Source organism: Brachyspira pilosicoli, from assembly GCF_008016535.1.
Lineage (GTDB): Bacteria > Spirochaetota > Brachyspiria > Brachyspirales > Brachyspiraceae > Brachyspira > Brachyspira pilosicoli_A.
In genome coordinates, this window is record NZ_SAXY01000006.1 from 1 (window position 1) to 25,995 (window position 25,995).

General features: G+C 29.2%; 24 protein-coding genes and 1 pseudogene. 14 read left to right on the forward strand and 11 right to left on the reverse strand.

The window, feature by feature from the left end:
• Nucleotides 1–194: 194 nt before the first annotated feature.
• The 6 genes from uvrA to EPJ72_RS00450 form a co-directional block, all read right to left on the reverse strand.
• Nucleotides 195–6,014: an excinuclease ABC subunit UvrA gene (gene uvrA, locus EPJ72_RS00430; protein ID WP_147730313.1), complete on the reverse strand. Its 5,820-nt coding sequence runs from the start codon at nucleotides 6,012–6,014 to the stop codon at nucleotides 195–197.
• Nucleotides 6,015–6,422: 408 nt separating this feature from the next.
• A complete protein-coding gene (locus EPJ72_RS00435; RefSeq protein WP_147730314.1) occupies nucleotides 6,423–7,241 on the reverse strand; it encodes a hypothetical protein in 819 nt (272 codons plus the stop codon).
• A gap of 15 nt (nucleotides 7,242–7,256) precedes the next feature.
• On the reverse strand, nucleotides 7,257–7,676 hold the full coding sequence (locus tag EPJ72_RS00440) for a hypothetical protein (protein WP_147730315.1): 420 nt from the start codon (nucleotides 7,674–7,676) through the stop codon (nucleotides 7,257–7,259).
• An 18-nt stretch (nucleotides 7,677–7,694) separates the two neighbouring features.
• Nucleotides 7,695–8,453: an oxidoreductase gene (locus EPJ72_RS00445; RefSeq protein ID WP_242004852.1), complete on the reverse strand. Its 759-nt coding sequence runs from the start codon at nucleotides 8,451–8,453 to the stop codon at nucleotides 7,695–7,697.
• A 247-nt stretch (nucleotides 8,454–8,700) separates the two neighbouring features.
• Nucleotides 8,701–8,949 carry a hypothetical protein gene (locus tag EPJ72_RS13235; protein WP_242004853.1) on the reverse strand — a complete coding sequence of 83 codons (249 nt, stop codon included), beginning with the start codon at nucleotides 8,947–8,949 and terminating at the stop codon, nucleotides 8,701–8,703.
• An 18-nt stretch (nucleotides 8,950–8,967) separates the two neighbouring features.
• Entirely contained in the window at nucleotides 8,968–9,948 is a 981-nt protein-coding gene (locus tag EPJ72_RS00450) for an L-lactate MFS transporter (RefSeq protein ID WP_242004854.1), read from the reverse strand.
• A gap of 219 nt (nucleotides 9,949–10,167) precedes the next feature.
• Between EPJ72_RS00450 and EPJ72_RS00455 the strand changes: the two genes are divergently transcribed.
• From EPJ72_RS00455 to EPJ72_RS00465, 3 genes are all read left to right on the forward strand, one after another.
• Nucleotides 10,168–10,704: a PadR family transcriptional regulator gene (locus EPJ72_RS00455; RefSeq protein ID WP_147730316.1), complete on the forward strand. Its 537-nt coding sequence runs from the start codon at nucleotides 10,168–10,170 to the stop codon at nucleotides 10,702–10,704.
• A gap of 119 nt (nucleotides 10,705–10,823) precedes the next feature.
• Nucleotides 10,824–12,230 (forward strand): tetratricopeptide repeat protein, encoded by a 1,407-nt coding sequence (locus EPJ72_RS00460; protein WP_147730317.1) that lies wholly within the window; start codon nucleotides 10,824–10,826, stop codon nucleotides 12,228–12,230.
• A 12-nt stretch (nucleotides 12,231–12,242) separates the two neighbouring features.
• A complete protein-coding gene (locus EPJ72_RS00465; protein ID WP_147730318.1) occupies nucleotides 12,243–12,821 on the forward strand; it encodes an SAM-dependent methyltransferase in 579 nt (192 codons plus the stop codon).
• A gap of 42 nt (nucleotides 12,822–12,863) precedes the next feature.
• On the opposite strand, the gene EPJ72_RS00470 is transcribed toward EPJ72_RS00465, so the two are convergent.
• Complete coding sequence (locus EPJ72_RS00470; protein ID WP_147730319.1) at nucleotides 12,864–13,379, reverse strand: flavodoxin family protein; 516 nt, start codon at nucleotides 13,377–13,379, stop codon at nucleotides 12,864–12,866.
• Between the two features lie 162 nt (nucleotides 13,380–13,541).
• On the opposite strand from EPJ72_RS00470, the gene EPJ72_RS00475 reads away from it, so the two are divergent.
• The 6 genes and pseudogenes from EPJ72_RS00475 to EPJ72_RS00500 form a co-directional block, all read left to right on the forward strand.
• On the forward strand, nucleotides 13,542–13,853 hold the full coding sequence (locus tag EPJ72_RS00475; RefSeq protein ID WP_147730320.1) for an ArsR/SmtB family transcription factor: 312 nt from the start codon (nucleotides 13,542–13,544) through the stop codon (nucleotides 13,851–13,853).
• Nucleotides 13,854–13,871: 18 nt separating this feature from the next.
• Nucleotides 13,872–14,882 (forward strand): permease, encoded by a 1,011-nt coding sequence (locus tag EPJ72_RS00480; protein WP_147730321.1) that lies wholly within the window; start codon nucleotides 13,872–13,874, stop codon nucleotides 14,880–14,882.
• A 39-nt stretch (nucleotides 14,883–14,921) separates the two neighbouring features.
• The gene (locus tag EPJ72_RS00485; RefSeq protein ID WP_340638817.1) at nucleotides 14,922–15,242 is read left to right on the forward strand and encodes a thioredoxin family protein; all 321 of its coding nucleotides are present in this window, start codon (nucleotides 14,922–14,924) and stop codon (nucleotides 15,240–15,242) included.
• Between the two features lie 407 nt (nucleotides 15,243–15,649).
• Nucleotides 15,650–15,958, forward strand: a complete 309-nt coding sequence (sec1, locus tag EPJ72_RS13240) for a thioredoxin-like selenoprotein Sec.1 (RefSeq protein WP_242004855.1) — start codon at nucleotides 15,650–15,652, stop codon at nucleotides 15,956–15,958.
• Nucleotides 15,959–16,060: 102 nt separating this feature from the next.
• Nucleotides 16,061–16,348, forward strand: a complete 288-nt coding sequence (locus EPJ72_RS00495; RefSeq protein WP_147730322.1) for a thioredoxin family protein — start codon at nucleotides 16,061–16,063, stop codon at nucleotides 16,346–16,348.
• A 293-nt stretch (nucleotides 16,349–16,641) separates the two neighbouring features.
• Nucleotides 16,642–17,625 (forward strand): annotated as a pseudogene (locus tag EPJ72_RS00500) (catalase); the annotation flags it as partial.
• A gap of 1 nt (nucleotide 17,626) precedes the next feature.
• Here EPJ72_RS00500 and EPJ72_RS00505 read toward each other — a convergent pair.
• Nucleotides 17,627–18,562, reverse strand: coding sequence for a DDE-type integrase/transposase/recombinase (locus tag EPJ72_RS00505; protein WP_147730323.1), 936 nt, complete (start codon nucleotides 18,560–18,562; stop codon nucleotides 17,627–17,629).
• 309 nt (nucleotides 18,563–18,871) lie between these two features.
• Between EPJ72_RS00505 and EPJ72_RS00510 the strand changes: the two genes are divergently transcribed.
• From EPJ72_RS00510 to epsC, 5 genes are read left to right on the forward strand one after another with little or no spacing between them, the layout of a single operon-like run.
• Nucleotides 18,872–19,051, forward strand: a complete 180-nt coding sequence (locus EPJ72_RS00510) for a (2Fe-2S)-binding protein (RefSeq protein ID WP_147730324.1) — start codon at nucleotides 18,872–18,874, stop codon at nucleotides 19,049–19,051.
• A gap of 31 nt (nucleotides 19,052–19,082) precedes the next feature.
• Nucleotides 19,083–19,916: a Fe-S cluster assembly protein NifU gene (gene nifU, locus EPJ72_RS00515; RefSeq protein ID WP_147730325.1), complete on the forward strand. Its 834-nt coding sequence runs from the start codon at nucleotides 19,083–19,085 to the stop codon at nucleotides 19,914–19,916.
• A 3-nt stretch (nucleotides 19,917–19,919) separates the two neighbouring features.
• Complete coding sequence (gene nifS / locus EPJ72_RS00520; RefSeq protein ID WP_147730326.1) at nucleotides 19,920–21,086, forward strand: cysteine desulfurase NifS; 1,167 nt, start codon at nucleotides 19,920–19,922, stop codon at nucleotides 21,084–21,086.
• 46 nt (nucleotides 21,087–21,132) lie between these two features.
• A complete protein-coding gene (locus EPJ72_RS00525) occupies nucleotides 21,133–22,050 on the forward strand; it encodes a PLP-dependent cysteine synthase family protein (RefSeq protein WP_147730327.1) in 918 nt (305 codons plus the stop codon).
• A gap of 12 nt (nucleotides 22,051–22,062) precedes the next feature.
• On the forward strand, nucleotides 22,063–22,773 hold the full coding sequence (epsC, locus tag EPJ72_RS00530; protein ID WP_147730328.1) for a serine O-acetyltransferase EpsC: 711 nt from the start codon (nucleotides 22,063–22,065) through the stop codon (nucleotides 22,771–22,773).
• A 267-nt stretch (nucleotides 22,774–23,040) separates the two neighbouring features.
• Here the strand turns inward: epsC and tsf are convergent, their stop codons facing one another.
• The 3 genes from tsf to EPJ72_RS00545 all read right to left on the reverse strand — a co-directional run bounded on the left by tsf (nucleotide 23,041) and on the right by EPJ72_RS00545 (nucleotide 25,774).
• Nucleotides 23,041–23,895, reverse strand: coding sequence for a translation elongation factor Ts (tsf, locus tag EPJ72_RS00535; protein WP_147730329.1), 855 nt, complete (start codon nucleotides 23,893–23,895; stop codon nucleotides 23,041–23,043).
• A gap of 35 nt (nucleotides 23,896–23,930) precedes the next feature.
• Nucleotides 23,931–24,746, reverse strand: a complete 816-nt coding sequence (gene rpsB, locus EPJ72_RS00540; protein WP_147730330.1) for a 30S ribosomal protein S2 — start codon at nucleotides 24,744–24,746, stop codon at nucleotides 23,931–23,933.
• Between the two features lie 584 nt (nucleotides 24,747–25,330).
• On the reverse strand, nucleotides 25,331–25,774 hold the full coding sequence (locus EPJ72_RS00545; protein WP_147730331.1) for a hypothetical protein: 444 nt from the start codon (nucleotides 25,772–25,774) through the stop codon (nucleotides 25,331–25,333).
• Nucleotides 25,775–25,995 lie beyond the last annotated feature (221 nt).

A 25,995-nucleotide genomic window follows, 5' to 3' on the forward strand; every position in this document is an offset into this window, starting at 1 on the left:
ATTTGGGTATTTCTTCTATCTTTAAAAATCTTTTAATATTTTTAGTTTCTAATGCTTCATCCACTATAAATAATTTAAATTCTGTGCTATAATCTTTTTTCATAGTAGCATCCTTTTTATTTGTTTTATGTTCAAAATATTATAACAAGGATACTGCTTTTTTTATACTAAAAAATGTCCAATATCTCACACTCCTAAACAATATATTTCCAAGTGTAGCCTTTTTTCATCTCTAGAATTTCATCAACAGTGCCTTTTGCAATAATTTCTCCGCCGTTAGTGCCGCCTTCTAGACCTAAATCTATTATATAATCAGCAGCTTTAATAACATCAGGATTATGCTCTATTATTATAACGCTATGTCCTTTTTCTACTAATTTGTTTAAAGCTATTAGAAGTTTATTAACATCATCGAAATGAAGCCCTGTAGTAGGTTCATCTAAAATATAAACTATATGTTCATCACCTTGTTTTTTTACTAATTCTGTTGCAAGTTTTAAACGCTGTAGTTCACCGCCTGAGAAAGTATCTAGTCTTTGAGAGAGTTTTATATAACCAAGTCCAACTTCACTCATTATAGAAAGTGTTTTTGTAATTGATTTGTCAAATTCAAAAAACTCTATTGCTTCATCAACAGTGAGTTCTAATACTTCGGCTATGTTTAAAGATTTAAACCTTACAGATAAGGTTTCATCATTATATCTTTTACCTCCGCAAGCCTCGCAAACTATTTCCATGTCGGATAAGAAGTGCATTGCAATTTTTCTTATACCTTTACCTTCGCAAATATTGCATCTTCCTTCTTTGCCGTTATATGAGAAACGTCCTGCTGCAAATGCTTTTGCTTTTGCTGTAGGAGTTTTTGCAAATATGTTTCTTATTTTATCAAACACTTTACTATAGCTTACTAATGTACTTCTAATAGAGCCAACTATAGAAATTTGATCAACTAATATAGTGTCTGAAACAATCTCAGGTATTTCAACACTTTCAAATTTTGAATATTGATTGAGTCTGCGTTTCTTTAGAGCAGGGTAGAGAGTATCTATTATTAATGATGACTTACCGCTTCCTGATACTCCAGTAACAACTACTATTTTTTTAAGCGGAATATCAACATCAATATTTTTTAAATTGTTTGTTGAAACATTTTTTAATTTTATGCATTCAGTTTCTTCATTTCTTACAGCAGTTTTTTCAAATACTTTTTTTCTCTCGCTTAAATAATTTCCTGTAAGTGAATTATTGTCTTTTAATATATCATCATACTTGCCTTGAGAAACTACTTCACCTCCAAAAGCACCAGCATAAGGACCCATATCTACAATATTGTCAGCAGCCTTCATTGTGTCTCTGTCATGCTCTACTATTACAAGAGTGTTTTTTAAGTCTCTCAATTCTTTTAATGTGTCTAATAAATGATTTGTGTCTCTTGGGTGAAGCCCTACAGTAGGTTCATCTAATACATAAAGCACTCCTGTAAGTTTAGAGCCCAATTGACTAGCAAGTCTTATTCTCTGAGCTTCTCCGCCTGAAAGTGTTGCATATTTTCTGCTTAAAAATAAGTATCCAAGACCAACTTTATCTAAGAAACTTAATCTTGTTCTAATTTCTTTTATTGCTTCTTTTGATATAGTGTTTTCTCTTTCTGTTAAAAGGTTTGGAAGCTCATCAAAGAAATGAATAGCTTCTTCTACTGTCATTGCACATACTTGGCTTATGTTTTTATTTTGTATAGTATAAGACCTTATTATTTCGTTTAGTCTCTCTCCATGACATGAATCACATTCCTCATCAATAAAGAATTTTCCAAGAGATTTATCTTTCCACTCTGAGTAATCTTCACTTGTAACATCATTATTAGAATGCCACTGAGTTATAACATTTCCTACAGAATAATCTCCTCCAAAAAAGAATGTATCAATAACTTTTTTATCAAGTTCATTGAAAGGAGTTTCATACAAATCTTTTTTTGTTATGCTGTTTCTTTTTAAAAACCGCATTAAAGAATCTGTATAATATTTTCCCGGAGTAGAAAACATATTATGAATAGCAGTGTCTAATGCCCCGTCAAATAATGGTTTAGTGCTGTCTTTTATTGCTAAATCTATACTAAATGTAGGCTTACTTCCAAGTCCTTTACATTCATCGCAATATCCCCAATGCGAATTAAATGAAAAATGTCTTGGTGTTACTTCAAAATCAAATAATATTCCATGAAGCAAACAAGCTGGGAATTTTGTATGGAAACTTTCTTTTACAATTATTCCATGAGTTGCTTTTATATGTGCTACGCCGTTTGATAAATCCATTGCCTTTTCAATGGCATCTGCAATTCTTGCTCTTTTATCTTTTCCAACAACAACTCTATCAATCACTATGCCTACAGAGTATATCTCTTCTTTTGATAATTCTTTAATGTCTTCTTCAGTGATATCATCTATAACATAGTCATTGTTGTTTATTTGCATTCTTACGTATCCCGCTTCTCTTGTTTTTTCTATAATCTTTTTAATATCTTTGGCATCATTATCATTAAAAGTAAATCTATGATTAAATGAACTATGATATAGAGGAGAAATTATAACAAGTTTATTCTGTTCCATAGTGTCAACAATTTCGGTAGCAAGTATTGAAGGAGTTTCGGCTTTTAGAGTGTCTTTATCAGAGCAATGCGGACAATGTGGTTTGGCAAGCCTTGCAAAAATTAATCTGAAATAGTCATAAATCTCTGTAACAGTTGCCACAGTAGAACGGGGATTTCTGCTTACATTTTTTTGGTCTATTGCAATTGCTGGTGCTAATCCTTCTATTTTGTCAACATTAGCATCTTCAAATCTTCCTAAAAATCTTCTTGCATAAGTAGAAAGTGATTCAACAAATCTTCTTTGTCCTTCTTTAAATATAGTATCGAATGCAAGAGAAGTTTTTCCGCTTCCTGATACTCCTGTGATAACATTTATTTTATTTTTTGGGAGTGTTAAGCTTATATTTTTGAGATTATGTTTATTGGCTCCTTTTATAATGAGAGATGTATTTTCTTCTTTTTTTGTATCTTCTGTTTTTATATTCTCTTTTTTCTTTTTTGAAGGCTTTAATATTTCTTTAAGTTCTTTTGCTGTGAGAGATTCTTTTACTTTTATTATGTCTTCAGGCTTACCCTCAGCAACAACTCTTCCTCCCTTATCTCCGCTTAAAGGACCCATATCTATAATATAATCAGCACATTTAATAACGTCCAAATTATGCTCTACAACTAAAACAGTATTTCCTTTCTCAACAAGTCTGTCTAATGCTTTTAATAATTTTTTTATATCCTCAAAATGAAGCCCTGTAGTGGGTTCATCTAATATATATAAAGTGTTTCCTGTAGATATTTTATGAAGTTCGCTTGCAAGTTTTATTCTTTGAGCTTCTCCTCCTGAAAGAGTAGTTGAAGGCTGCCCTAATTTTATATATCCAAGCCCTATATCTTCCATTATTTTTAATATTCTTGTAATTGAAGTTATACCGTCAAAAAATGTAATCGCTTCAGATACGCTCATTTCAAGAACATCATAAATAGTTTTGTCTTTATATTTAACGTCAAGAGTTTCTGCATTAAATCTTTTTCCACCGCATTCCTCACAAGGCACTAATACATTTGAAAGAAATTGCATCTCTAATTCTATAACTCCAGCTCCTTCACATGTAGGACATCTTCCGGTTTTTACATTGAATGAAAATCTGCCTTTATCATATCCTCTCATTTTAGCAAGTTTGGTAGCAGCAAATAAATCTCTTATAGGCGATAAAACTTTTGTGTATGTTGCAGGGTTGCTTCTTGGAGTTCTTCCAATAGGAGATTGATCAACTTCTATAACTTTGTCAATGTTTTCAAGCCCTTCTATTTTTTTATGACTTCCCGGAGTTAAAGCCTTACCATAAAAATGATTATGCAAGGCACGCATTAATATGTTTTCAACTAAAGTAGATTTACCGCTTCCAGAAAGCCCTGTAACTACGATAAATAACCCCAAAGGAAACTCAACATCTATATTTTTAAGATTAAATTGATTAGCTCCAACTACTTTTAAAAACTTTCCGTTTCCTTCACGTCTTTGTTTAGGAATCTCTATATCATCATCACCGCGTAAATATTTGGCAGTGTATGATTTATTAGATTTTATAAACTCTTCATAATCACCAATGCCAACAACCTCACCTCCATTAACACCAGCATTAGGACCTATATCAATTAAATAGTCAGACTCTTCCATTGTCTCTTTATCATGCTCTACAACTATGACAGTATTATTTTTGTCTCTTAATGTTTTTAATGACTCAATTAATTTTTTATTGTCTGATTGATGAAGTCCTATTGAAGGCTCATCAAGCACATATAAAACACCTTCAAGTCCGCTTCCAATTTGCGATGCCAATCTTATTCTTTGAGATTCTCCTCCTGAAAGAGTAGGGGAAGAACGTTCTATTGTAAGATAAGTTAATCCTACTTTCACTAAAAATGTTAATCTGTAAATTATCTCTTTTACTATAGGAGCACCAATCACTTCTTCATTTGGTTTTAATTTTAATTTGGTAAAATAATCATATAAATATTCTATAGTCATTGAAGAGAAATCAGCTATAGTTTTTCCGTTAAACTTTACTGACAAAGCATCATCATTAATTCTTTTCCCCTTACATTTAGGACATTCAACTTCGTCCATAAAATTAGCATAATAATTCATTTTATAAGTTTCGTAGTCATATTTTAATCTGTCTAAAATTCCAGGCACTCTCTCTTCAACAAGTTTGCTATGATACCAAAATCTTTTTCTCCATTTTACTTCTTTATCAGTACCATAAAGTAAATATTTTTTTTCTGTTTTAGTTAAATCTTTCCAAGGCTTTTTTAAATCTATTTTATAAGTTTTAGCAATCACTTCTAATTCATCAGTGCCATATTCCATATCAAAACCTATATGGTCATCTACAAAACAAGATAAAGCCCCATCATAAATATTTAAATTCTCATCTCTTACAATATGCTTTTCTGTAAATACATGCTCAACTCCAAGCCCGCCGCAAACAGTACATGCCCCCATTGGGTTATTAAATGAAAATAAATTAGGCTCAATGTCTGCAATAGAGTGCCCGCAGTTTGCACAAGACCTTTCAGTTGTGTAGAGTTTGTAATATTTATCTATTTCAAACTGCTTGCTCATTTTAATTTTTTTCTTTTTAGTTTTTGTATCTTCTTCAGCATTTTCTGTAGTTTGTGTTTCTAATACTTCCTCGCTTTTTTCATGTTCTTCATAGAATGCCACTAAGCCTTTAGTTATTCTTATAGCTCTTTCAATATCATCAGTAATTCTTGATAAATACTTATCTTCAACTTTTATTCTGTCAATTACTATTTCTAAAGTGTGCTTCTCATATCTTTTTAGTTCTGGTATTTCATCTTCATCGAATTTATAAACTATATTATCTATTCTTATTCTAGGATATCCTGCAAGTTTAACTTCTTCAATTTCTTTTCTATACTCTCCCTTTCTATCTCTTACAATAGGGGCAAGCACTAAGATTCTTTTTTGAGCAAACCCTATTAAAACACTTTGTGCAATTTGGTCTTCGCTTTGCTTAGAGATTTTATGTCCGCATTTAGAGCAATAAGGCACTCCAAGCCTTGCAAATAATAATCTAAAAAAGTCATAAATCTCTGTAACAGTACCCACAGTAGAGCGAGGGTTTTTATTTACGCTTTTTTGGTCTATAGAAATAGTAGGAGATAACCCTTCAATATGTTCAACATCAGCCTTAGCCATAACACCTAAAAACTGTCTTGCATAAGCTGATAATGATTCTAAATATCTTCTCTGCCCCTCTTTAAAAATAGTATCGAATGCGAGAGAGCTTTTTCCGCTTCCTGATACTCCTGTTAAAGTAGTTAGGGTTTTATGAGGTATTGAAAGTGATATATTTTTAAGGTTATGCTCTTTAGCACCTCTTATTTCTATAGAATTGTTAGCCATTAATTTATCCTCTTAAAAAAGTTAAAGTATTATAACATAAATTCTATATAAAAAAAGGCTTTATTAATATTAAATATTATTTATTAGATACCCTACAATTTTATATTTTATACTTAAACATAGATTTAATTTTATTTATTATTTGTGGTGACCCTACGCCCCAGTTCTTTTATTGATATAAAAGAACCAAAAGAACTGCATTTTTGCTAAAAGATTGGCATTATCTTATATTTAATACATATTGTTAAAATATAAAATTATAGTAATTACATTTTTTGCAAATGCACACCAAGAGTAAAAAGTTTTTTATTATACAAAAAGTTGATAATATTTTTATAATGTACAGTAGTTAGAAAATGTATTTGTTTCAGTATAACTAAAAAAATAAATATATAAAAATTAATCAAACTAAAATTCAATAACTATTTTCATTTTTTCTGCAATCTTTTTTTGTGTAGTTGAATATTTAGAAAAATCAAAATTGAATCCGCCTGTTATATGACCTAAATGTACTGGTATTTTTTTAAAACCTACACATATTTTTTTGCATTCATTATGTATTTTTATTACATCTTCTAATTTAACAGATTTTTTTTCTAACTTAGTTTTATCTAATTTGCCTTTATCAAAAAAAGTTTCTATAAATGCAGTTAAATGTAAACTTTTAAAAACATCCAAATTTATATTTTCTTTTTTTATCCAATTTTGAAATTCTTCAGGAGTAATTATATTCTTTGATTGCTCTACATTAGTATCACTTTTATTTTTAATTTTATTATGATGAGTGTCTTCAGATTCAATATCTGCATTAACATTTCCATAACCTAAAGCAGAATGTTTCGCAGAAAAACCTCCGCTATTTTTAGTTTTTTTTAATGTTTTAAATTCTTCTTCATCACTATAAGATATATTATATTTTGTAGCCCCTAATTTATGCAATATCCTTATAAACGTATCTCTAAAATCTAATTTATAATTTTCATTAAAATTTTCCATTGGGTAATAAATATTATTAAATATCTGACTATGAACTACATAAGTATTATTTTTTACCTCACTAAGCGGAATAGTTCTAGCACCATCTCTAAAAAAACATCCATCTAATTGATTATCGGCAAATAAAATTATATTGAATCCCTGTACAATTTTTTCTACTTGTTTTGGAAATGAATCTATTTCAAATTTTGTTTCTTTATCACATAAAATTATTTTATCTTTGTTATTCATATTATACCTAACTTTTTATTTAAATATTACAGCAAATGCTATTACTACACCTAATATAACAGTACCTGTCAAAATACCTTTAGCTATCATTTGTTTCTTTTTATATTGTTCATTTTTTATTTTCCAATTATCAAAATTACACCCAATTACTTCAATAGTCCTTTTTATATTATCTTTAGGAGAATTATTAGACCAAATGAGTAGTAAGTATCTTTTTCTTCCTATATCATCCAATTCAGGATGTTCTAAAAAACAATAATTGTCTGTAATTGTAAGTTTTCTTATATATCCATCATTAATTAAATTTTTTCTTCCAACTTTATCTGCTATTTTCACTAAAACTTCTCTCTCTTCTTTTCCTGTTACAATAACACCGTCAGCTGCTGTAACCCCTGCATTTTCTATATTTTTTCCCTGTATATTAGCCAAAACCATAATATTTCCTCCTTGTAACTAATTTAATAAAAAATTTATAATTTCATATTTTGGATTATTTTTTAATTCGAATATTTTTACTGGCAGAGGTACATGTTTTTCATCGCTTATTTTTTGAATACAAGATATTATTTTATCATTTATATTTTTATCTATATCATTTCCCCATGTGCCTATTAGTTTTATTTTTACATCTTTTCTTTTATTGAAATATGGGGAGAAAAATTGATTTAATAACCAGCCATGTCCTCCATGTATTAAAAGCATTTCAAAACCAGCTCTCTTAGCAAGTGAAGCAACATTGTCATAAGCATCAACTATGTATTTAATCATTTCTTTTGTTAATGATTTAACTTCTACTCCGTCAGGGCGAACAGTATCAGAAGTGCCCCATTGAGCCATACTTTGTTTTTTGCTCTTGTCTGTCATATATGTACCAGCATACATACCAGAGTGAGATAATTCTAAACTTGCTATTGAACCATGTCTTCTTATAGCATCAGCAGTATAAGTAGCAGCAGCAAGCGAGTTTAATATTTTTGTATCTAAATGATAAGCATGAGAGCCGTCTGTTTCAGGATGCACCATACATTCACTCACTGTAACAGCACCTGCACCGCCTCTTGCTCTTAATTCATAAAATGCAGTAGATTTAGGTCCTATACAACCATCATTAGTTATATCAGTTCCGCCCATTGGAGCTGAAAACATTCTATTTTGAAAAGTAACCCCAGCTATAGTGATAGGTTTACATAGATTAGGATATTTATGTTTCATATTTTATCTCCTTAAAATTTATTTATTTTTTTTAGATATTTTCAAAATTATTTGATAGCATTTTTTTAATTATGCAGTCTTTTTGCTTCTTTGGGTCATACCCACAGGCACTTCTTCGGTCGCCCTGAAGGACTCCCTTTGGTCTCAAAAAGAAGTGGGGTGTGTACCATACGGGCACGCTTCGCAGGGGCAAAGCCCCGCAAAATTTTCAAACTAATTTTTATAAAATATCATTTATACCTATCAATTAAGAATTAGTTCTCTTCTCTCTTTTGTCTAAAATTGAATATATTATTGTTAATACTATTCCAAAAATATTCAAAGCACATGCCACCAAAAATGCATTCTGATAAGTGCCATATTGACGATACATGCTTCCCATAACAGTAGGTCCAAAATATCCAGCTATAGCAACACCAATAAACATTATTCCGTAATTAACACTGTTATTTAAAGTTCCGAATTTTGAAGCTGTAAATCCCGGAAAAACTCCCATAAATGAACCAAAGCAAAGTCATACTATTGATATGCCAATATAGAATATCACATTAGTGCCCTCTCCTGATTTGTAAAGGCATAATAAACCTATTGCCCCAAGTATACATGAAAAAGCTAATGTTAATATTCTTCCTATTTTATCTGAAGAATACCCTGCTACAATTCTTCCAAATACATTAAATAATGCAAGAACAGAAACAGCAGTACTAGCAGCAATAGCACTCATACCAACTAAATTTCTTGCAACTGCTGAAGCTTGAGAAGTAATCATCATTCCAGTAAAAGCTCCGCAAGTAAATAGAAGTATCATCACATAAAAAGCAGGAGTTTGAAGCATTCCTTTCCAATCTTTATTTATAGGAGCAGTATTTGAAGTTTTCTTTTCTGGAGGAGTCCAACCATATGGTACAAAGTTTACAGGACATTTCTCTATAGTAAAAGAACAAAATGCAAGTATAATACAAAAAGCTACACCTACAATTTTGAATGCAGTAGGAGCATCAAATTTATTAACTATTGTAGTAACTATAGGAGGAAGTGCCACAGAACCGAAACCGTATACTGCAGTGATAATACCGCCTACCAATCCGCTTTTATCAGGGAAGAATTTTATGCAGCTGCTTATTGCTGTACCATAAGCCATACCTAAACCAAGTCCGCCTATTAAAGCATAAGATACAATTAAAAATCCTACACTTGTAGCAAAACCAGAAAGAAGCATTCCAAGCCCCCACATCATTCCGCCTACAAACAAAACTTTTTTAGGTCCGAACTTGTCATTAACCCAACCGCCGCTTATCATTGTGATAGGTCCAACACTATTAGCTATTGTATATACTATAGCCAAATCGGCAGAAGTTAATGTTCTTCCTAATATGCCAGATAAATACTCTGCCATAGGAGAAGCAAATACACTCCAAGTATAAATAGAGCCTAAACATAAATTAGCTAAACATACAACAAAAAGTATAAACCATCTCTTTTTTGTGTAATTCATAATTATACTCCTATAAATTATTTTTTATATAAAAACATTTATAAAATGTTATTTTTTACTCTTTATATTAAAATAGTAATGTTTTTAATGTACAAGGATAATAACATATAAAAATAAACATGTCAATATATACATATTTATTTTTATATGTTGTTTAGTATGGATTTAAATTTTAATAGTGATATAATATAAGAAAAAATAATAATTGGAGCAGTTTTTATGGGAGTACTAAAATACGCCATTTTGGGACTTTTGAATCAAAAAAGTATGACAGGATATGATATTACAAAAGAATTTGAAGAGGCTTTGTGCGAGTTTTGGAGTGCCAAACATAGTCAAATATATCCAGAATTAAAAACCCTTAATGAACAGGGTATGGTAGAATATAAAATAGAAATATCAGGTAGTGTTCTTGAAAAAAAATTATATTCAATAACAGAACTTGGCAAAAAAGATTTTATGAAATGGCTTGAATCAAAAAAAGATATTCCTCCCACTTTTAAAGATGAGTTTAGATTGCAGTTATTTTTCTCTGATTGTTTATCAGAAAAAGATAGAGAAGAGTTAATAAAAAATCATCTTAGTCAGCATATAGCTAGGTTGGAGCATTTAAGGAATAATCAAAAGAAATTTGAATCTATACCAGAAAAAAACACAAGTGCTTTTAGTGATTATTTGGTATTAATGGGGGCTATTATGCGAGAAGAGAATACTTGTAGGTGGCTTGAGAAATGTTTAGATCTATGTGCTAAATAAAATATTATAAAAAATAATTAATATTATAATTTAGAAAATATATAGAATAAAAAGTACTTTACATATTGCAAATAATGCCGAGTAATATAGCATAAAATACAAAAAAAATAAGAAAGACTATGACAGTTTATATTATAGTATTTATTGTAGTATTTTATATATTACTTTTTATTGCAAGTAAAATACTGCCAAAATTATATTCAAAATATGTCCAATCTGATATGGATAGAGTAAATAACTTTATAGCATCCGAGAAGTATGATTTAGCAATAAAAAAATTAAGAGATATGCTATCCAAAAATAAAGTGCATAATAAATCTTATAAAATATATAAAATTATAGGTGATTGCTATTATAAAATGGGTGAATATCCATTTGCTATAGTTGAATATAGACATGCAATAGATACAGGTGATGATTCTCCTGAAACAGTAATATCTTTAGGCAGATCTTTAAATGCTATAGGAAGAAAAGAGGAATCATTAGCACAGTTTTTATCATTATTAAAATTGGGCGGAGAATATAAGGTTAATGTTTCTATAGAGATAGGTAAAATATATTATGATAATAGACAATATAATACAGCTTTTCAATTTTTTGAAAATGCTTTAGAGAATGATTCTACAAACAAAGAGGCTTTAAAATATAAGGCATATTGTTATGTTAATGCTGGTAATTATAATGAAGCTATAGTTATAATGAATGGTATTATAAACAAGTATCCTAATGATCCTGCTTTGAATTATAATTTAGGACGTGCATATAAAGGAAAATTAGATTCTAAAAATGCTATTAAGCATTATAAAATATCTAGTAAGGACAGAGAATATGCTATTAAATCATTGTATGAGATAGCTTTATGTTATATAGAATTAAACAATATAGAGTTTGCTATTAAATATTTGGAAATGGCTATTGCTTATGACGGTATTGATAAAGAATTAAATTTGGCTATATTATATCAATTATCTGAATGTTACAGTAAAATGGAAAATCTTAATAAGGCTATAGAGTACTTAGAAAATATAATTATAATAAATCCAAATTATAAAGATGCTGATAAAAAATTAAACGAATACAAAGAGTCAAGATATAGTGATAATATTAAGAACTTCTTTAAACTTGATGAAAATGAATTTGCTGATTTGGCATTAAAAATAGTATCTACTATGAACCTTATTCCATATTCATTAAAGACTACAGATAAAAAATATGTTATAATTTTTGCTAAAGACGGAAAAAGCGTACATTCTACTAAAAAAATAGTATTCTTTAGAATGTCTTATAGTCCTATATTTAATGAAGAGCTTATACAGTTGTATGATTATGCGGTTAATGCTAATGTGGTTAATTCTGTGCTTGTAACTTGTTCTATGGCTACTCCTGATGCTATTAGATATGCGGCTATGTCTAGAATTGATATAGTTGGTATTAAACGTTTAGAAAGTTTAGTTGAGAAGTCTACATTTACAAGTGTTCCTGTTGGGGTTACTAGAAGCGAAGAAAAATTAGACTGGATTGTATAAATTTTTTGTATTATGAAAAAAGTTCAAGATTTCTATTTTAAAAAAGCTAAAGAAGAAAATTATAAAGCTAGAAGTGTATTTAAATTAGAAGAGGCACAAAATAAGTTTAAGTTTATTAAATCGTCTGATAATGTGCTTGATGTAGGCTGTTCTCCGGGTTCTTTTAGTCAGTATATGCTAAATAAAATTATTAAAACAGGTTCTGTTGTGGGGGTTGATATACTTCCTAATAATTTAGCACATCAGAGATTTAAATTTATTCTTGGTGATATAAAAGAAATGGACGCTTCTACTTTTGACAATATAGAGTTTGATGTTGTTGTTAGTGATGCTATGCCTAATACTACTTCAGACAGAGAAACTAATCATTTACGTTCTATAGGTTTGTGTGAGAAAATATTTTATTTAGCAAAGGATGTATTAAAAGATAATGGAAATTTTTTTATAAAAGTTTTTGATGGAAAAGATTTACCTAATTTTAAAAAAGAGCTTACTGATTATTTTGTTTCTGTAACGGTGTTTAAGCCAAAAAGTTCTAGAGATGAAAGCAGAGAAGTGTTTTTATTTGCAAAGGGTTTTAAAAAAGAGTAATTAAAAAGGGCAAGTCAAAACCTGCCCCATTTACAAAAATTATTATAAAGATTTAACTATGTCTTTAAGTTTATTTAAATCTTCAGCATTAGGGTGACCCATAGCATTTGAATGATTAGCTAATTTGCCTTCTATAACTTTTTTCTCATCATCAGTAGCAGCTTTAGCTAACATATTTTCAAGATTTTTTTTCTGACCTTCTATCCATTGACCCTGACAAGCATAAGTTCCGATTATTGTATTAGAAGAATCTATAAATGTTTTAGCAGGGTTAAGCATTTTATCATAATAAGCTTGATTATCTCCATAACCAACTGTCATAAATAAAAATACTTTTTTGTTTTTTAATGTTTCCATAAATTTGCCAGCAGCCTCATCACAAGTACCCTTATAGCTTCCAGCACCAACAAATACTATATCAGAATCATTAACTTTAGAACTGTCTACTGCATTTACTTTAACGCATTGTAAGCATTCTCCATTAGCAGCTTCTTTTATAGCAAGAGCTAATTTTTCTGTATTTCCGCTTTTACTTGTATAAACTATTGAGTATTTCATTTTACAATCTCCTTTAAATGTTAGATTACTCTAATAATATATTATTTGAATATTTTTGCAAGTGTAATATTTTTTATAAATCTATATTAAAACATATTGACAAACTTCGATATGTTTGCTATAATACATATCGATAAACTTCGATGTATATTAGGGGTATTAATGAAAAATTATAAAAAGGACGCTTTAGTGTTTAAAGCATTTTGTGATGAGAATAGACTTCAAATATTAGAAATGCTGAAAGAAGGCGAGATATGTGCTTGTAAAATTTTGGAAAAATTAAATATAGTTCAGTCTACATTATCTCATCATATGAAAATACTTTTAGACTCTAAAATAGTAAATGGGAGAAAAGAAGGTAAATGGATGCATTATAGTATAAATAAACAAGGCTTTGAAGAGGCAAAAAATATTCTTAACTCCTATGGAGAAAAAATAAAAACTAATAAAAAAATAAAATGTAAATGTGATTAAAAATTAAGGTGTGTAAAAATGGAAAACATAAAAACTATATTTATCTTTATACAAGATCAAATTATATCAATGAAATGGCTTAATGCTTTGATAGGCAATATATTAAATAATTTTGCCCTATCAGAAACATTAAAAGGTGTTATACAATTTTTTATTTATGATGTTATAAAAATATTTATTCTTCTTTCGGTGTTAATATTTTGTATATCGTATATTCAATCATTTTTTCCTCCTGAAAGAACAAAAAAAATATTAGGCAGATTTAATGGCATATCAGCAAATATATTAGCAGCACTTTTTGGTACAGTTACTCCATTTTGCTCTTGTTCATCTATACCTCTTTTTATAGGTTTTACTTCTGCGGGTATACCGATATCTATGACATTTTCTTTTTTAATATCATCGCCGCTTGTAGATTTAGCTTCTTTAATGCTTCTTTCGAGTGTATTTGGAATGAAGATTGCCATTGCTTATGTTGTAGTTGGGCTTATACTTGCTGTATTGGGCGGCACTATAATAGGAAAGCTTAAAATGGAGAGATATTTAGAAGACTTTGTAAAAAACATAAAATCTAATGCTAATATTGAAATAGAGAAGATGACAAAAAAAGATAGATTAATATATTCAAAAAATCAGGTAAAACAAACTATAAAAAAGGTTTATTTATATATATTTATAGGGGTAGGAATTGGGGCTTTTATACATAATGTTATACCTGAAGAGTGGATAAATGTTATACTTGGAAAAAATAATTGGTATTCTGTGCCTTTGGCTTCTTTGGTTGGTATTCCAATGTATGCAGATATATTTGGAACACTTCCTATTGCTGAGAGTTTATATTATAAGGGGGCTGGTTTAGGTACTATATTATCATTTATGATGTCTGTTACAGCTCTTTCGCTTCCTTCTATGATTATGATTAAAAAGGTTGTGAAAATGCCATTGCTTATAGTTTTTGTGGGTATTGTTACTATTGGTATAATAATAATAGGGTATTTATTTAATAATTTTTATTTTCTATTTGTGTAATTTTATAGTATAAAATCATTATAAAAAAAGGAGAAAATTATGTTTTTCAAAAAGAAACAATCAAGCTGCGGCTGAGGAGGCTCTTGTGCACCTTCAGTTGAAGGAAACACAAACAATGTTAGAATAAAAATACTTGGACCAGGATGTTCTAACTGCAAAAAATTAGAGGAAAATACATTGGAAGCTTTGAAAGAAATGAATATTGATTTAACAGTAGGACATGTTCAGGATATGGAAAAAATAGCTTCTTATGGAGTTATGTCTACGCCTGGTTTTGTATTAGATGAGAAAGTATTATCTTATGGCAAAGTGCTAAATAAAAATGAAATAATTGAACTATTAAAAGATAAATTGCAATAAATTTGTAATTATTCCATAATATACCTATACTAATTTTTAGGTATATTATGGCTTTTTATTATAAAGATGCTGATTTAGATGCTATTTGTAGTTTATGATGTCTGTTAGAGCTCTTTCGCTTCCTTCTATGATTAAAAAGTTTCTAAATATGCCAAGGCTTATAGTTTGTTGCGGGGATTATTGGAAGAAGATATGATATTTATTTAATGCTTTTTTTTTGCATAAAAAACATTTATGCATATTGTGCGGGAAGATATATTTTATTTACAGAAGAGTTGTTTATAAAAAATAGTTTGTAAAAAATAAATATTATAGCTTTAATTGATTTGATATTTTTAAAAAATAAATTTGCAATTATATCAATATACCTGTATGATGTATATATAAAAAACTTTTAAGAGGTATATATGCAAAGAATAGATTTTGGCTGAGGCTGTTTGCCCGATCCTCTGGAAGATGAGGGTATACAAAAAGAGAGTGATAAAATCTTATTACTATCCAATGAAAACTCTGCTGATATGTTTTTGAATTTGCAAAATGCTGTAAATAAATTGAATATTGATTTTCCTATTAAATGTACTGATGATAAAGCTATTATGTCATATTATGGTGTTATGACTTTGCCTGCACTTATAATAAACGATGAGCTTATTTCTTATGGTGAAATTCTTTCAGAAGAGAAATTAATGGGAATTTTAAAAGAAAAATTGTTATAAAATAAAGTTTTATATAAAAATAAAATTTAAAAAAAAGGAGAAAATTATATGTCATTAAAAGATCTTTTTTTTGGTAATGGAGGCTGCGGCTGAGGTCCTGTTATAGATCCCTTCGGTGAAGAGGAGAAAGTACAAGAAGAACCTATTAGTGCGAGGGTAAAAATACTTGGAACAGGCTGTGAAAATTGCAGAAAATTAGAAGAAAATACTATAGCTGCAATTGAAGAAGCTAAGCTTGATTTGGCTATTAAACATGTAGAGAATATGGAAGATATAGCATTTTATGGTGTTATGTCAACTCCAGCTTTGGTTTTAGATGATAAGGTTCTTTCTTATGGAAAAGTATTGAGTAAAGAAGAGATTATTGAATTATTGAAAGCTAATTTATAATTTTTTGTTTATGATATTTTATATAAAAAGAGGTGGATATTTATTCATCTCTTTTTTATTATTATCCATTTAGTACATCATTCTAATTTTAATATGTATTTATCTTTTATTTATTAAAAAAATAAAAAAAATGTAATAATTTTTATGAAAAAGGAGTAATTATACTTGCAATAGTTATATCTACATAGTATAATATATTTATTGATAATAAATACTAATAAGGATTAATTAAGATATCAGGCAAAAAATTAACTACAGAATTTGGTGCCCCAGTAGAAAACAACCAGCATTCCATGACAGCAGGTGCAAGAGGACCTATGTTGCTCCAAGATGTATGGTTTATGGAAAAGATGGTGCACTTTGATAGAGAGGTTATACCAGAAAGAAGAATGCATGCTAAAGGTTCTGGAGCATATGGTACATTTACAGTTACTCATGATATAACAAAATATACTAAAGCAAAAATATTTTCTGAGATTGGAAAGAAAACAGAATTATTTGTAAGATTCTCAACTGTTGCAGGTGAGAGAGGAGCTGCTGATGCTGAAAGAAATATAAGAGGTTTTGCTATTAAGTTCTATACTGAAGAAGGAAACTGGGACCTGGTAGGAAACAATACTCCTGTATTTTATTTTAGAGATCCTTTGAAATTCCCAGATTTGAATCATGCTGTAAAAAGAGACCCTAGAACTAATATTAGAAGTGCTCAAAACAAATGGGACTTTTTAACTTCACTTCCTGAAGCAATTCACCAAATAACTATAGATATGAGTGATAGAGGCATACCTTATAGTTATAGGCATATGCACGGATTTAGCAGTCATGCTTATAGTTTTATAAACAAAGAAGGCAAAAGATATTGGGTAAAATTCCATTTCAAAACTCAGCAAGGAATTAAAAATCTAACTGATGAAGAAGCTGCAGCAATAATAGCAAAAGACAGAGAAAGTTCTCAAAAAGATTTATTTGAAGCTATAGAGAGAGGAGATTTCCCTAGATGGAATATGAAAATTCAAATAATGACAGAAGAGCAGGCAAATGCAAGCAAAAGAAATCCATTTGATTTAACAGAAACTTGGTCGCAAAAAGAATATCCTTTAATTGATGTTGGTGTTTTAGAATTAAATAGAAATCCTGAAAACTATTTTGCAGAAGTAGAGCAATCAGCATTTAGTCCTTCTACAATAGTTCCGGGTATCGGATTCTCACCAGATAGAATGCTTCAAGGAAGATTATTCTCATACACTGATACTCAAAGATATAGATTAGGTGTAAATGTCATGGAGCCATAGATATTGTACTTTTACTTGCTATGATATTTTTGATTCTTTCTTTGATTGTAATATAACCTAACGAAGAAATCAATCTTTGATTGTTATAAAAATGTGTATATTCTTTTAATTTTTCTCTTAATAATTCTACTGTGATATTTTTATTTAATCGTGAATAAAATTCTCTTTCGTCTATGCCGTGTACTCTTTCTACTACGCCGTTATATCTTGGTGTTGCTACAGGAATATATCTTCTCTCTAATTTATTTTTAAGACAATATTCATCAAAAATATTTATTTTAGGAGTATTAATACAGCGATAAGTATATTCCATACCATTATCGGTCTGTATAGATTGTATCCTAAAAGGTGAAGTTTTCAATACATATTTTAAGAAAGATAAAGCACTATAAGGTGTTTTATCCTCATAGATTTGCCTCCAACTATAACGAGTAGCTAAATCTACAGCAGTGAATTGATAAACTCTTTTTCTGCCTAATTTGATATATTTCGTATCTATTTGAACTATTTTGCCCTCTTTTTGTATTTTAGAGATAAATTTTCGTTTATCATATCGCTTCTTTTTCTTTTTTATTTTGTATCTCCAAAGATTATTTCTTTTTAGTACATTCTCTATAGCTGTAACCCCTATCTTAATGCCTTCACGGTTCAAATATGCTTTAATATAATGCTTACCTCGATATTCTTTAGTATAGAGTTCAATAATTAAATTAATAGCTTTTTGATTATTAAAGATATTTGGAGAAGTTTTCGGTCTAGTGCTAAAATTAGCGACAGTTCCAGTGTCTTTATATTTCTTAAGCCAAGTATAAAAAGTAGATTTGGGTATTTCTTCTATCTTTAAAAATCTTTTAATATTTTTAGTTTTTAATGCTTCATCCACTATAAATAATTTAAATTCTGTGCTATAATCTTTTTTCATAGTAGTATCCTTTTATTTGTTTTCTATATCAAAATATTATAACAAGGATACTGCTTTTTTTATACTAAAAAATGTCCAATATCTCATACTCCTTAACAAATTTGTGTTATATATTATTAATTTATAATTTAATTAAAAATGTAAAAATATAATAAATTAATATTGTATTATTGTACTTGATATTTATTTTTTAAAGTGTTATAATATTCTAACAATGAAGGGTTATAGAATATTAATATTGTTTTTTTCAAATAGTATTATAGTCTGTTTTATAACATTAATTAAAAATTAAATAGGAGAATAAAATATATGGCTGACGATAAAACAATATGTTTCTGTATGGGTGTCAAGGAGAGTCAAATTATAGACGCCATAAAGAAAAATAAATTAAAAGCTGTAGAAGAGGTTTCAAATATCACAAAAGCTGGCACAGGCTGTGGTAGCTGCATACCTACTATACAAAAGATACTTGATGAAATTAATAAATAAATAATTATTAATTAATGGAGGTAAAAATAATATGTGGGAATATACAGATAAAGTAAAAGATCATTTTATAAATCCAAGAAATGTTGGAGAGATAGAAAATGCTGATGCTGAAGCTATGACTGGCAGTATAGTTTGCGGAGACGCTTTAAAATTAACTCTAAAAATTAACAAAGATACTGAAGTGATAGAGGATGCTAAGTTTCAAACATTCGGCTGTGCTTCTGCTATAGCCAGCAGCAGTATTTTAACCGAGATGATAAAGGGTAAAACTTTAGATGAGGCTAAAAAGATTACAAATAGAGATATAGCAATGGAGCTTGGAGGACTTCCAGAGGAGAAGATGCATTGTTCTGTAATGGGCATGGAAACATTAGAAAAGGCTATTAATAATTACAGAGGAATCAATGTGGAAGAAGATGAACATGATGAGGGAGCTATAATTTGTAAATGTTTTGGTGTAACAGATACTAAAATAAAAAGAGCCATAAGAGAAAATAATCTAACAACGGTAGATGAGATAACATTCTATACTAAAGCAGGCGGCGGATGCGGAGCTTGTAAGGTAAAATTAGAAGATATATTAAATGAGGAGCTTGCTGAGAGAGAAAGACTTCAAAAGAATGCCCCTCTAACTACAGTACAAAAGATTAAAAAAATAGAAGAGGCAATAGAAACAGTAATTAACCCTATGCTAAAAATGGACGGCGGAAGCTGTAAATTAGTGGATATAGAAGGCAACATAGTAAAAATATCTTTTAAGGGAGCTTGTTCTTCTTGTATGGCTTCTAAGAATACTTTGAAAGGCTTTGTTGAGCCTAAGATTAAAGAGTTAGTTGATAAAGATTTAGAAGTAGTAGGAGTATGAATTATGTCTGACAAAAAAATTATATATATGGATAATAATGCCACTACGAGAGTTTATCAAGAAGTTTTGGATGCAATGCTTCCATATTTCAAAGACCAATATTATAACCCTTCTAGTATGTATAGCCCAGCAGGTGCTGTGCATAAGGAAATGGAGAAAGCAAGAGGGGATGTTGCTGACTTTTTAGGATGCGAGCCTATAGAGGTTTGTTTTGTTTCTTGCGGAAGTGAGGGCGATAATATGGCTATTAGGGGTACAATAGAGGCTTATCCTACAAAAAATCATATTATTACTACTAGAGTAGAACACCCTGCTGTTATAGAAACTTGTAAATCATTAGAGCGTTTGGGTTATAGAATCACACTTTTGGATGTAGATAATGACGGAAACATTAATATAGATGATTTAAAAAAAGCTATTAATGATAATACAGCTATAGTATCTATAATGTATGCTAATAATGAAACAGGTGTAATTTTCCCTGTAAAAGAGATTGGGGAGATAGTAAAAAATGCAGGGGCAGTATTTCATGTTGATGCTGTGCAGGCTGCTGGTAAATTGCCTTTAAGTATGAAAGATGAGCCTTATATAGATATGCTTACAATAGCAGGTCATAAAATACATGCTCCAAAAGGTATTGGTGCTTTATATATTAAAAAAGGCACTAAATTAAGAACTGTACAAACAGGCGGACACCAGGAGAGAGGACGCCGTGCTGGTACTGAGAATGTTCCTTATATAATAGGGCTTGGTAAGGCTGCTTCTATGGTTAAGGCAGAGCTTCCTAAATTTATTGAACACACTTCTAAATTGAGAGACAAACTTGAAGAAGAAGTTTTAAAAAGAATTAAAGAAGTAAAAATTAATGGAAGAGGAGCTAAAAGGGTAAGCAACACTGCAAATATTAGTTTTAAAAATATAGAAGGTGAGGCTATACTTTTATTGCTTGACGGTTATGGTATATGTACTTCAAGCGGAAGTGCATGTTCTTCTGGTACTTTAGAGCCTTCTCCTGTTTTACAGGCTATGGGAGTTCCTTTTGAATATGCTCATAGTTCAACAAGATTCTCTCTATCATTAGATAACACTATGGAAGAAATAATGTATACAGCAGATGCTATAGAAAAGATAGTAGCAAGGCTTAGAGATATTTCCCCATATAGAGATTAAAAAATATTAACGTAAATTAAAAATATATATCATTTTGGAGATTTATATGATAGCTAACAACATACTCGATTTAATAGGCAATACTCCTATTATAAGATTAAGTAATATTGAAACTAAATTTAATTTAAGTAAAAACATAGAATTATATGGAAAAGTAGAAAAAAATAATCCTGCTGCTTCGATAAAAGACAGAGCAGTAAAACAAATATTATTAGATTTAATTAAAGACGGTAAAATAAAAAAAGGTTCTACAATTATAGAGCCTACTTCAGGCAACACAGGAATTGCTATGGCAGCTATTGGAAGTTATTTAGGGCTTAATGTTATAATAGTTATGCCTTCTTCAATGTCTGAAGAAAGAAGAAAACTTATAAGAGATTATGGAGCAAAGTTAGAATTAGTTGACGGAGGAATGGATGCTGCAGTTGAACGAGCAAATCAATTAAACAGAGAAATACCTGATTCTGTGATACCCGGTCAGTTTATTAATGAATCTAATGTTATGGCACATTATTTAACAACAGCACCAGAAATATATAAAGATATGGGAGATGTAGATTATATATTTGCTGGGATTGGTACAGGAGGAACTGCTACTGGAATAGGTAAGTATATTAAAGATAATAATAAGAATACTAAAGTAATTGGAGTTGAACCTGAATCTTCACCTCTTCTTACAAAAGGGTATGCTGCCCCTCATAAAATACAGGGAATAGGTGCTAATTTTATACCAAAAATTTTGGATTTAAAGGTGATAGAAAAAATAATAGATGTATCAAATGATAATGCTATTAATACTGCAAGAGAGATATGTTTTACTGAAGGTTTATATGTGGGTATATCTTCAGGGGCTAGTGTTTATGCGGCAATTGATTTATCAAAACAATTAAATAATGATTTAAATAATAAAATAAAGATGCTTTGTATTTTGCCTGATACAGGAGAAAGATATTCTTGGAGCTAAAGTATTATATTAATGAAACTAAAAACTTTTAATGAACTTCCTAATCAAAATGATATAAAAGATATTGTAAAACTTATAAGGGACTATGTTTTTCCTAATTTTTTTAGAGAAACTCCTAATAAAGATATTGTAGAAAAAAATATAATTGAACTTTATCAAAAAATAGTAAGTAATGATTCTGTATTATCAGATTTTATAAAACAGCTTGAAGATATTAAATTAAGTCTTGAAAAAGATTTAGAGTTTTTTTATCAATCTGACCCTGCTTCAAAATCTTATGATGAAATAGTATTAACATATCCTGGTTTTAGAGCGATTTTTCATTATAGAATAGCACATATATTTTATAATCAAAAAGAGTTTTTAATAGCAAGAACTATATCTGAATTTGCACATTCAAAAACAGGCATAGATATTCACCCAGGAGCTAATATAGGAGATTATTTTTTTATAGACCATGGTACAGGGATAGTTATAGGTGAAACTACAGTAATAGGTCATCATGTAAAAATATATCAGGGAGTTACTTTGGGAGCATTATCATTAACTAATGGAAGAAGTCTTGAAGGCAAAAAAAGACATCCTACAGTTTGCGATTATGTTACAATATATGCCAATGCTTCTATATTTGGAGGGGATACTGTAATAGGTAAAAATTCTATTATTGGTGCTAATTGTATAGTTTTAGAATCGGTTGAAGAAAACAAAAAAATCACTCTATAGATTTATATGATTTAAATGTGTTATCAACTTTTTCCCGCGTACGAGCTGTACCACCTTGCCGCACAGTAATGTTATGCTTTAATTATAACTTATTAGTCGTGCGGGGGAGTGCCTTTTAATGTACAATTAAATTATAAAATTTATAATAAAAATGCAGTTCTTCGCGAAGCGTATCCGAAGGATATGAGGTTCTCTTATACTAATACCACAGGCATAAAAAAAGAGGCTTAATATAAAGCCCCTTATTTTTACTTGTTTTAATTAAAATCAAACACCAAGCGAAATTATAGCAAAGTTTTTGATAGAAGTAGCAGCACCAGCTTCTTTAGAGATTTCATCTATTAAACTTTTAATAGATATTTTGTTGTCTGTAAATAATTTTTGGTCTATAAGAACGCTTTCAGAATACCAAGAGTTCATTTTACCTTCAACTATTTTTGCTACCATATTTTCTGGTTTGCCTGCATCTCTTACTTGTTTTTCAAATATTTCTTTTTGCTCATTAACAGCATTAGGATCAATTCCCTCTCTGTTTAAAGCTAAAGGTTTTTCACTAGCAACATGCATAGCTATTTGATTTGCTATCTCTAAACATTTTCCTTTAGGCTTAACATCAAACTCAACAATAGTAACAAGTTTATTATTGAAGTGAACATAGCTTCCAAAGAAACCATCAGTCTTCATAACTTTTACTTCTGCAAGTACAGTTTTCTCTCCCCATTTTTGCATACCTTCGTTTATCATAGCTTGAATAGTTTCACCATTCTCACCTTTAGTGTTTAGAAGAGTATCAACACTAGCATTATCAACTGTCATAGCAGTTTTAGCAATGCTTTTAGCTAAATTAATAAATAATTCATTTTTAGCAACGAAGTCAGTTTCACATTGAAGCTCTATACAAGCAATTCGAGTTTTATCATCATTAACACAAAAACCTATAGAACCTTCTTTAACTGTACGTTCGCTTTTTTTAGCAGCAACAGCTGTACCTTTTTCTTTTAATAGGCGAATAGCCTTATCCATATCACCATCAGCTTCTTGAAGAGCTTTTTTACATTCCATAATACCTATACCAGTACGCTCTCTAAGCTCCTTAATAGTGTCCATACTAATATTTGCCATTTTTTTATCCTTTAGTTTAATTTTTTTATTTTTTATTAATCTTGGTCATCTTGGTCAGAAACACCATACTGTTCAGCAATAGCTTCAGCAGCTTCAGTAGCACTATTATCATAAACCTCTTCAGCAATCTCACCAGTAGATTCATGTTTAGCTAAAGTTTCTTTTCCAGCCTCATTTTGTCCGTCTATAATAGCAGAAGATATAACTCCAGCAAATAAACTTATAGCTCTGATAGCATCATCGTTACCAGGTATAGGGTAATCTATAAGTTCTGGGTTACAGTTAGTATCTACTACAGCAACTACAGGTATTCCTAATTTTCTAGCTTCGCTTACAGCAATATGTTCTTGCATAGGGTCTATTACAAATATCATATCTGGTAAGTTTTCCATATCTTTGATGCCTGCAAAGTTCTTTTCTAATTTGTCTTTTTCTTTAAGAAGAAGTATTACTTCTTTTTTAGGCAATTTATCAAAAGTACCATCAACTTCTTCTTTTTCTATTCTTTTAAGTCTAGCAATACTTCTTTTGATAGTAGCGAAGTTAGTAAGCATACCGCCTAACCAACGATTATTAACATAATACATATCGCATTTTTCAGCAGCTTCTTTTATACTTTGTGAAGCTTGTTTTTTAGTACCTACAAAAAGTATATTTCCGCCGTTTCTTGACATTTCTTTAACAGCATCATAAGCTTTTTTTACATAAGTTAAAGTTTTCATTAAATCAATGATGTGTATATCATTTCTTTCCTGAAAAATAAAAGGTTTCATTTTAGGGTTCCATTTTCTAGTTTGATGTCCGAAATGAACGCCTGCCTCTAAGAGGTCTTTCATAGCTGGTAATGACATAAGCATATCCTTTAAAATAAAATAGAGTACCGATTAAGGCACCCTATATCCATAAATTTCTAAACTATTACTATATTAAAAAAATCATAATGCTTTGATTACTAATATTTAAGTAACAATGTCTTTTTATTTAAGATAATTATAAAAAAAAAATCTTTAAAGAACATTTTGCTATTATGGAAAAGTTTACCAATTAAATCGGCTTAGTTAATATAATAACATTATTACACAAAAAAGTCAATTATAATATAAAAATATTTTTATTTAAACATAAAAACTTTTTATTAGGCTAAAATGCTATCATTTCGCTAAATAAAAATATTTATTTGTGACTAAAAGTGAAATTTAATTAAGCAATTATCATAAAAAGCATAACCATCACTGTAAAAATCAATACTTTTACTAAGCTTTCAAGTGCAAATAAATATAAAATATACTAATAGAAAATATTCTTATCTTTTATCTTGACTTCTATCATTTTAATAAAAATAAATTAACTTTCATAAAGTAAATTTAATGATTCCTCTTTATTAAAACATAGAATAATAAAATTTATTTTTCTTATAAATATATCATATAAACTTTTATTTATAAAATATCATATTAGTATCAATTTTAATATTATTTGTATTTGTCCCTTCTATGCGTATAATAGGTATATAATTGGATGTAATACCATATTGATACATAAATTTTGATAAATAAGAATTATATATAGCAAAGTTAGTTGGAATATAATACAAGAAACTATTATCTTTATCAAAATCTTGTGTAATAATTATAGCATCATCATTATTTTTTTCAGCTTCAACATATAAATTATAGGTAATTATATCTGGTCTATTTTTTAATGTATAGGCATTATTTATATATATTAGCCAAGTATCAAAACACAATACTACTATTATAAATGAGACAATAATAGAAACTATTAATTTTTTATTATAAAACTGTAATATTTCTAATATAACACTTATAAATAAAAATAATACACACATTGTTATGCCATAATAGACACCTATATACATGAATCCAGCAATACCTAGAAGACCAGTTATTATTAATGATAGTTGGATAAATTCTAATTTTTTTATATATTTATTTTTTAATATCCTTATTATTAGACTTGTTTCAAAAGTCATTTTTTAACTGATAATTATATATTGATGCTAATATAAAAAATCTTGTATTTAACTTTTGTAAATGATTTCGATATCGAGTAGAAAGTATTTTATATCGTTTGAGAACT

What these genes read in the sequence shown, in the direction of transcription:
- EPJ72_RS00475 (WP_147730320.1), top strand. Translation starts at nt 13,542, where the DNA reads ATGAAAAATTATAAAAAGGACGCTTTAGTGTTTAAAGCATTTTGTGAT.
- EPJ72_RS00455 (WP_147730316.1), top strand. Translation starts at nt 10,168, where the DNA reads ATGGGAGTACTAAAATACGCCATTTTGGGACTTTTGAATCAAAAAAGT.
- rpsB (WP_147730330.1), bottom strand. Translation starts at nt 24,746, where the DNA reads ATGTCATTACCAGCTATGAAAGACCTCTTAGAGGCAGGCGTTCATTTC.
- nifS (WP_147730326.1), top strand. Translation starts at nt 19,920, where the DNA reads ATGTCTGACAAAAAAATTATATATATGGATAATAATGCCACTACGAGA.
- EPJ72_RS00440 (WP_147730315.1), bottom strand. Translation starts at nt 7,676, where the DNA reads ATGGTTTTGGCTAATATACAGGGAAAAAATATAGAAAATGCAGGGGTT.
- EPJ72_RS00525 (WP_147730327.1), top strand. Translation starts at nt 21,133, where the DNA reads ATGATAGCTAACAACATACTCGATTTAATAGGCAATACTCCTATTATA.
- EPJ72_RS00435 (WP_147730314.1), bottom strand. Translation starts at nt 7,241, where the DNA reads ATGAATAACAAAGATAAAATAATTTTATGTGATAAAGAAACAAAATTT.
- EPJ72_RS00545 (WP_147730331.1), bottom strand. Translation starts at nt 25,774, where the DNA reads ATGTATATAGGTGTCTATTATGGCATAACAATGTGTGTATTATTTTTA.
- nifU (WP_147730325.1), top strand. Translation starts at nt 19,083, where the DNA reads ATGTGGGAATATACAGATAAAGTAAAAGATCATTTTATAAATCCAAGA.
- EPJ72_RS00460 (WP_147730317.1), top strand. Translation starts at nt 10,824, where the DNA reads ATGACAGTTTATATTATAGTATTTATTGTAGTATTTTATATATTACTT.
- EPJ72_RS00470 (WP_147730319.1), bottom strand. Translation starts at nt 13,379, where the DNA reads ATGAAATACTCAATAGTTTATACAAGTAAAAGCGGAAATACAGAAAAA.
- EPJ72_RS00450 (WP_242004854.1), bottom strand. Translation starts at nt 9,948, where the DNA reads ATGAATTACACAAAAAAGAGATGGTTTATACTTTTTGTTGTATGTTTA.
- EPJ72_RS00465 (WP_147730318.1), top strand. Translation starts at nt 12,243, where the DNA reads ATGAAAAAAGTTCAAGATTTCTATTTTAAAAAAGCTAAAGAAGAAAAT.
- tsf (WP_147730329.1), bottom strand. Translation starts at nt 23,895, where the DNA reads ATGGCAAATATTAGTATGGACACTATTAAGGAGCTTAGAGAGCGTACT.
- EPJ72_RS13235 (WP_242004853.1), bottom strand. Translation starts at nt 8,949, where the DNA reads ATGGGAGTTTTTCCGGGATTTACAGCTTCAAAATTCGGAACTTTAAAT.
- EPJ72_RS00445 (WP_242004852.1), bottom strand. Translation starts at nt 8,453, where the DNA reads ATGAAACATAAATATCCTAATCTATGTAAACCTATCACTATAGCTGGG.
- EPJ72_RS00505 (WP_147730323.1), bottom strand. Translation starts at nt 18,562, where the DNA reads ATGAAAAAAGATTATAGCACAGAATTTAAATTATTTATAGTGGATGAA.
- EPJ72_RS00510 (WP_147730324.1), top strand. Translation starts at nt 18,872, where the DNA reads ATGGCTGACGATAAAACAATATGTTTCTGTATGGGTGTCAAGGAGAGT.
- EPJ72_RS00480 (WP_147730321.1), top strand. Translation starts at nt 13,872, where the DNA reads ATGGAAAACATAAAAACTATATTTATCTTTATACAAGATCAAATTATA.
- epsC (WP_147730328.1), top strand. Translation starts at nt 22,063, where the DNA reads ATGAAACTAAAAACTTTTAATGAACTTCCTAATCAAAATGATATAAAA.
- uvrA (WP_147730313.1), bottom strand. Translation starts at nt 6,014, where the DNA reads ATGGCTAACAATTCTATAGAAATAAGAGGTGCTAAAGAGCATAACCTT.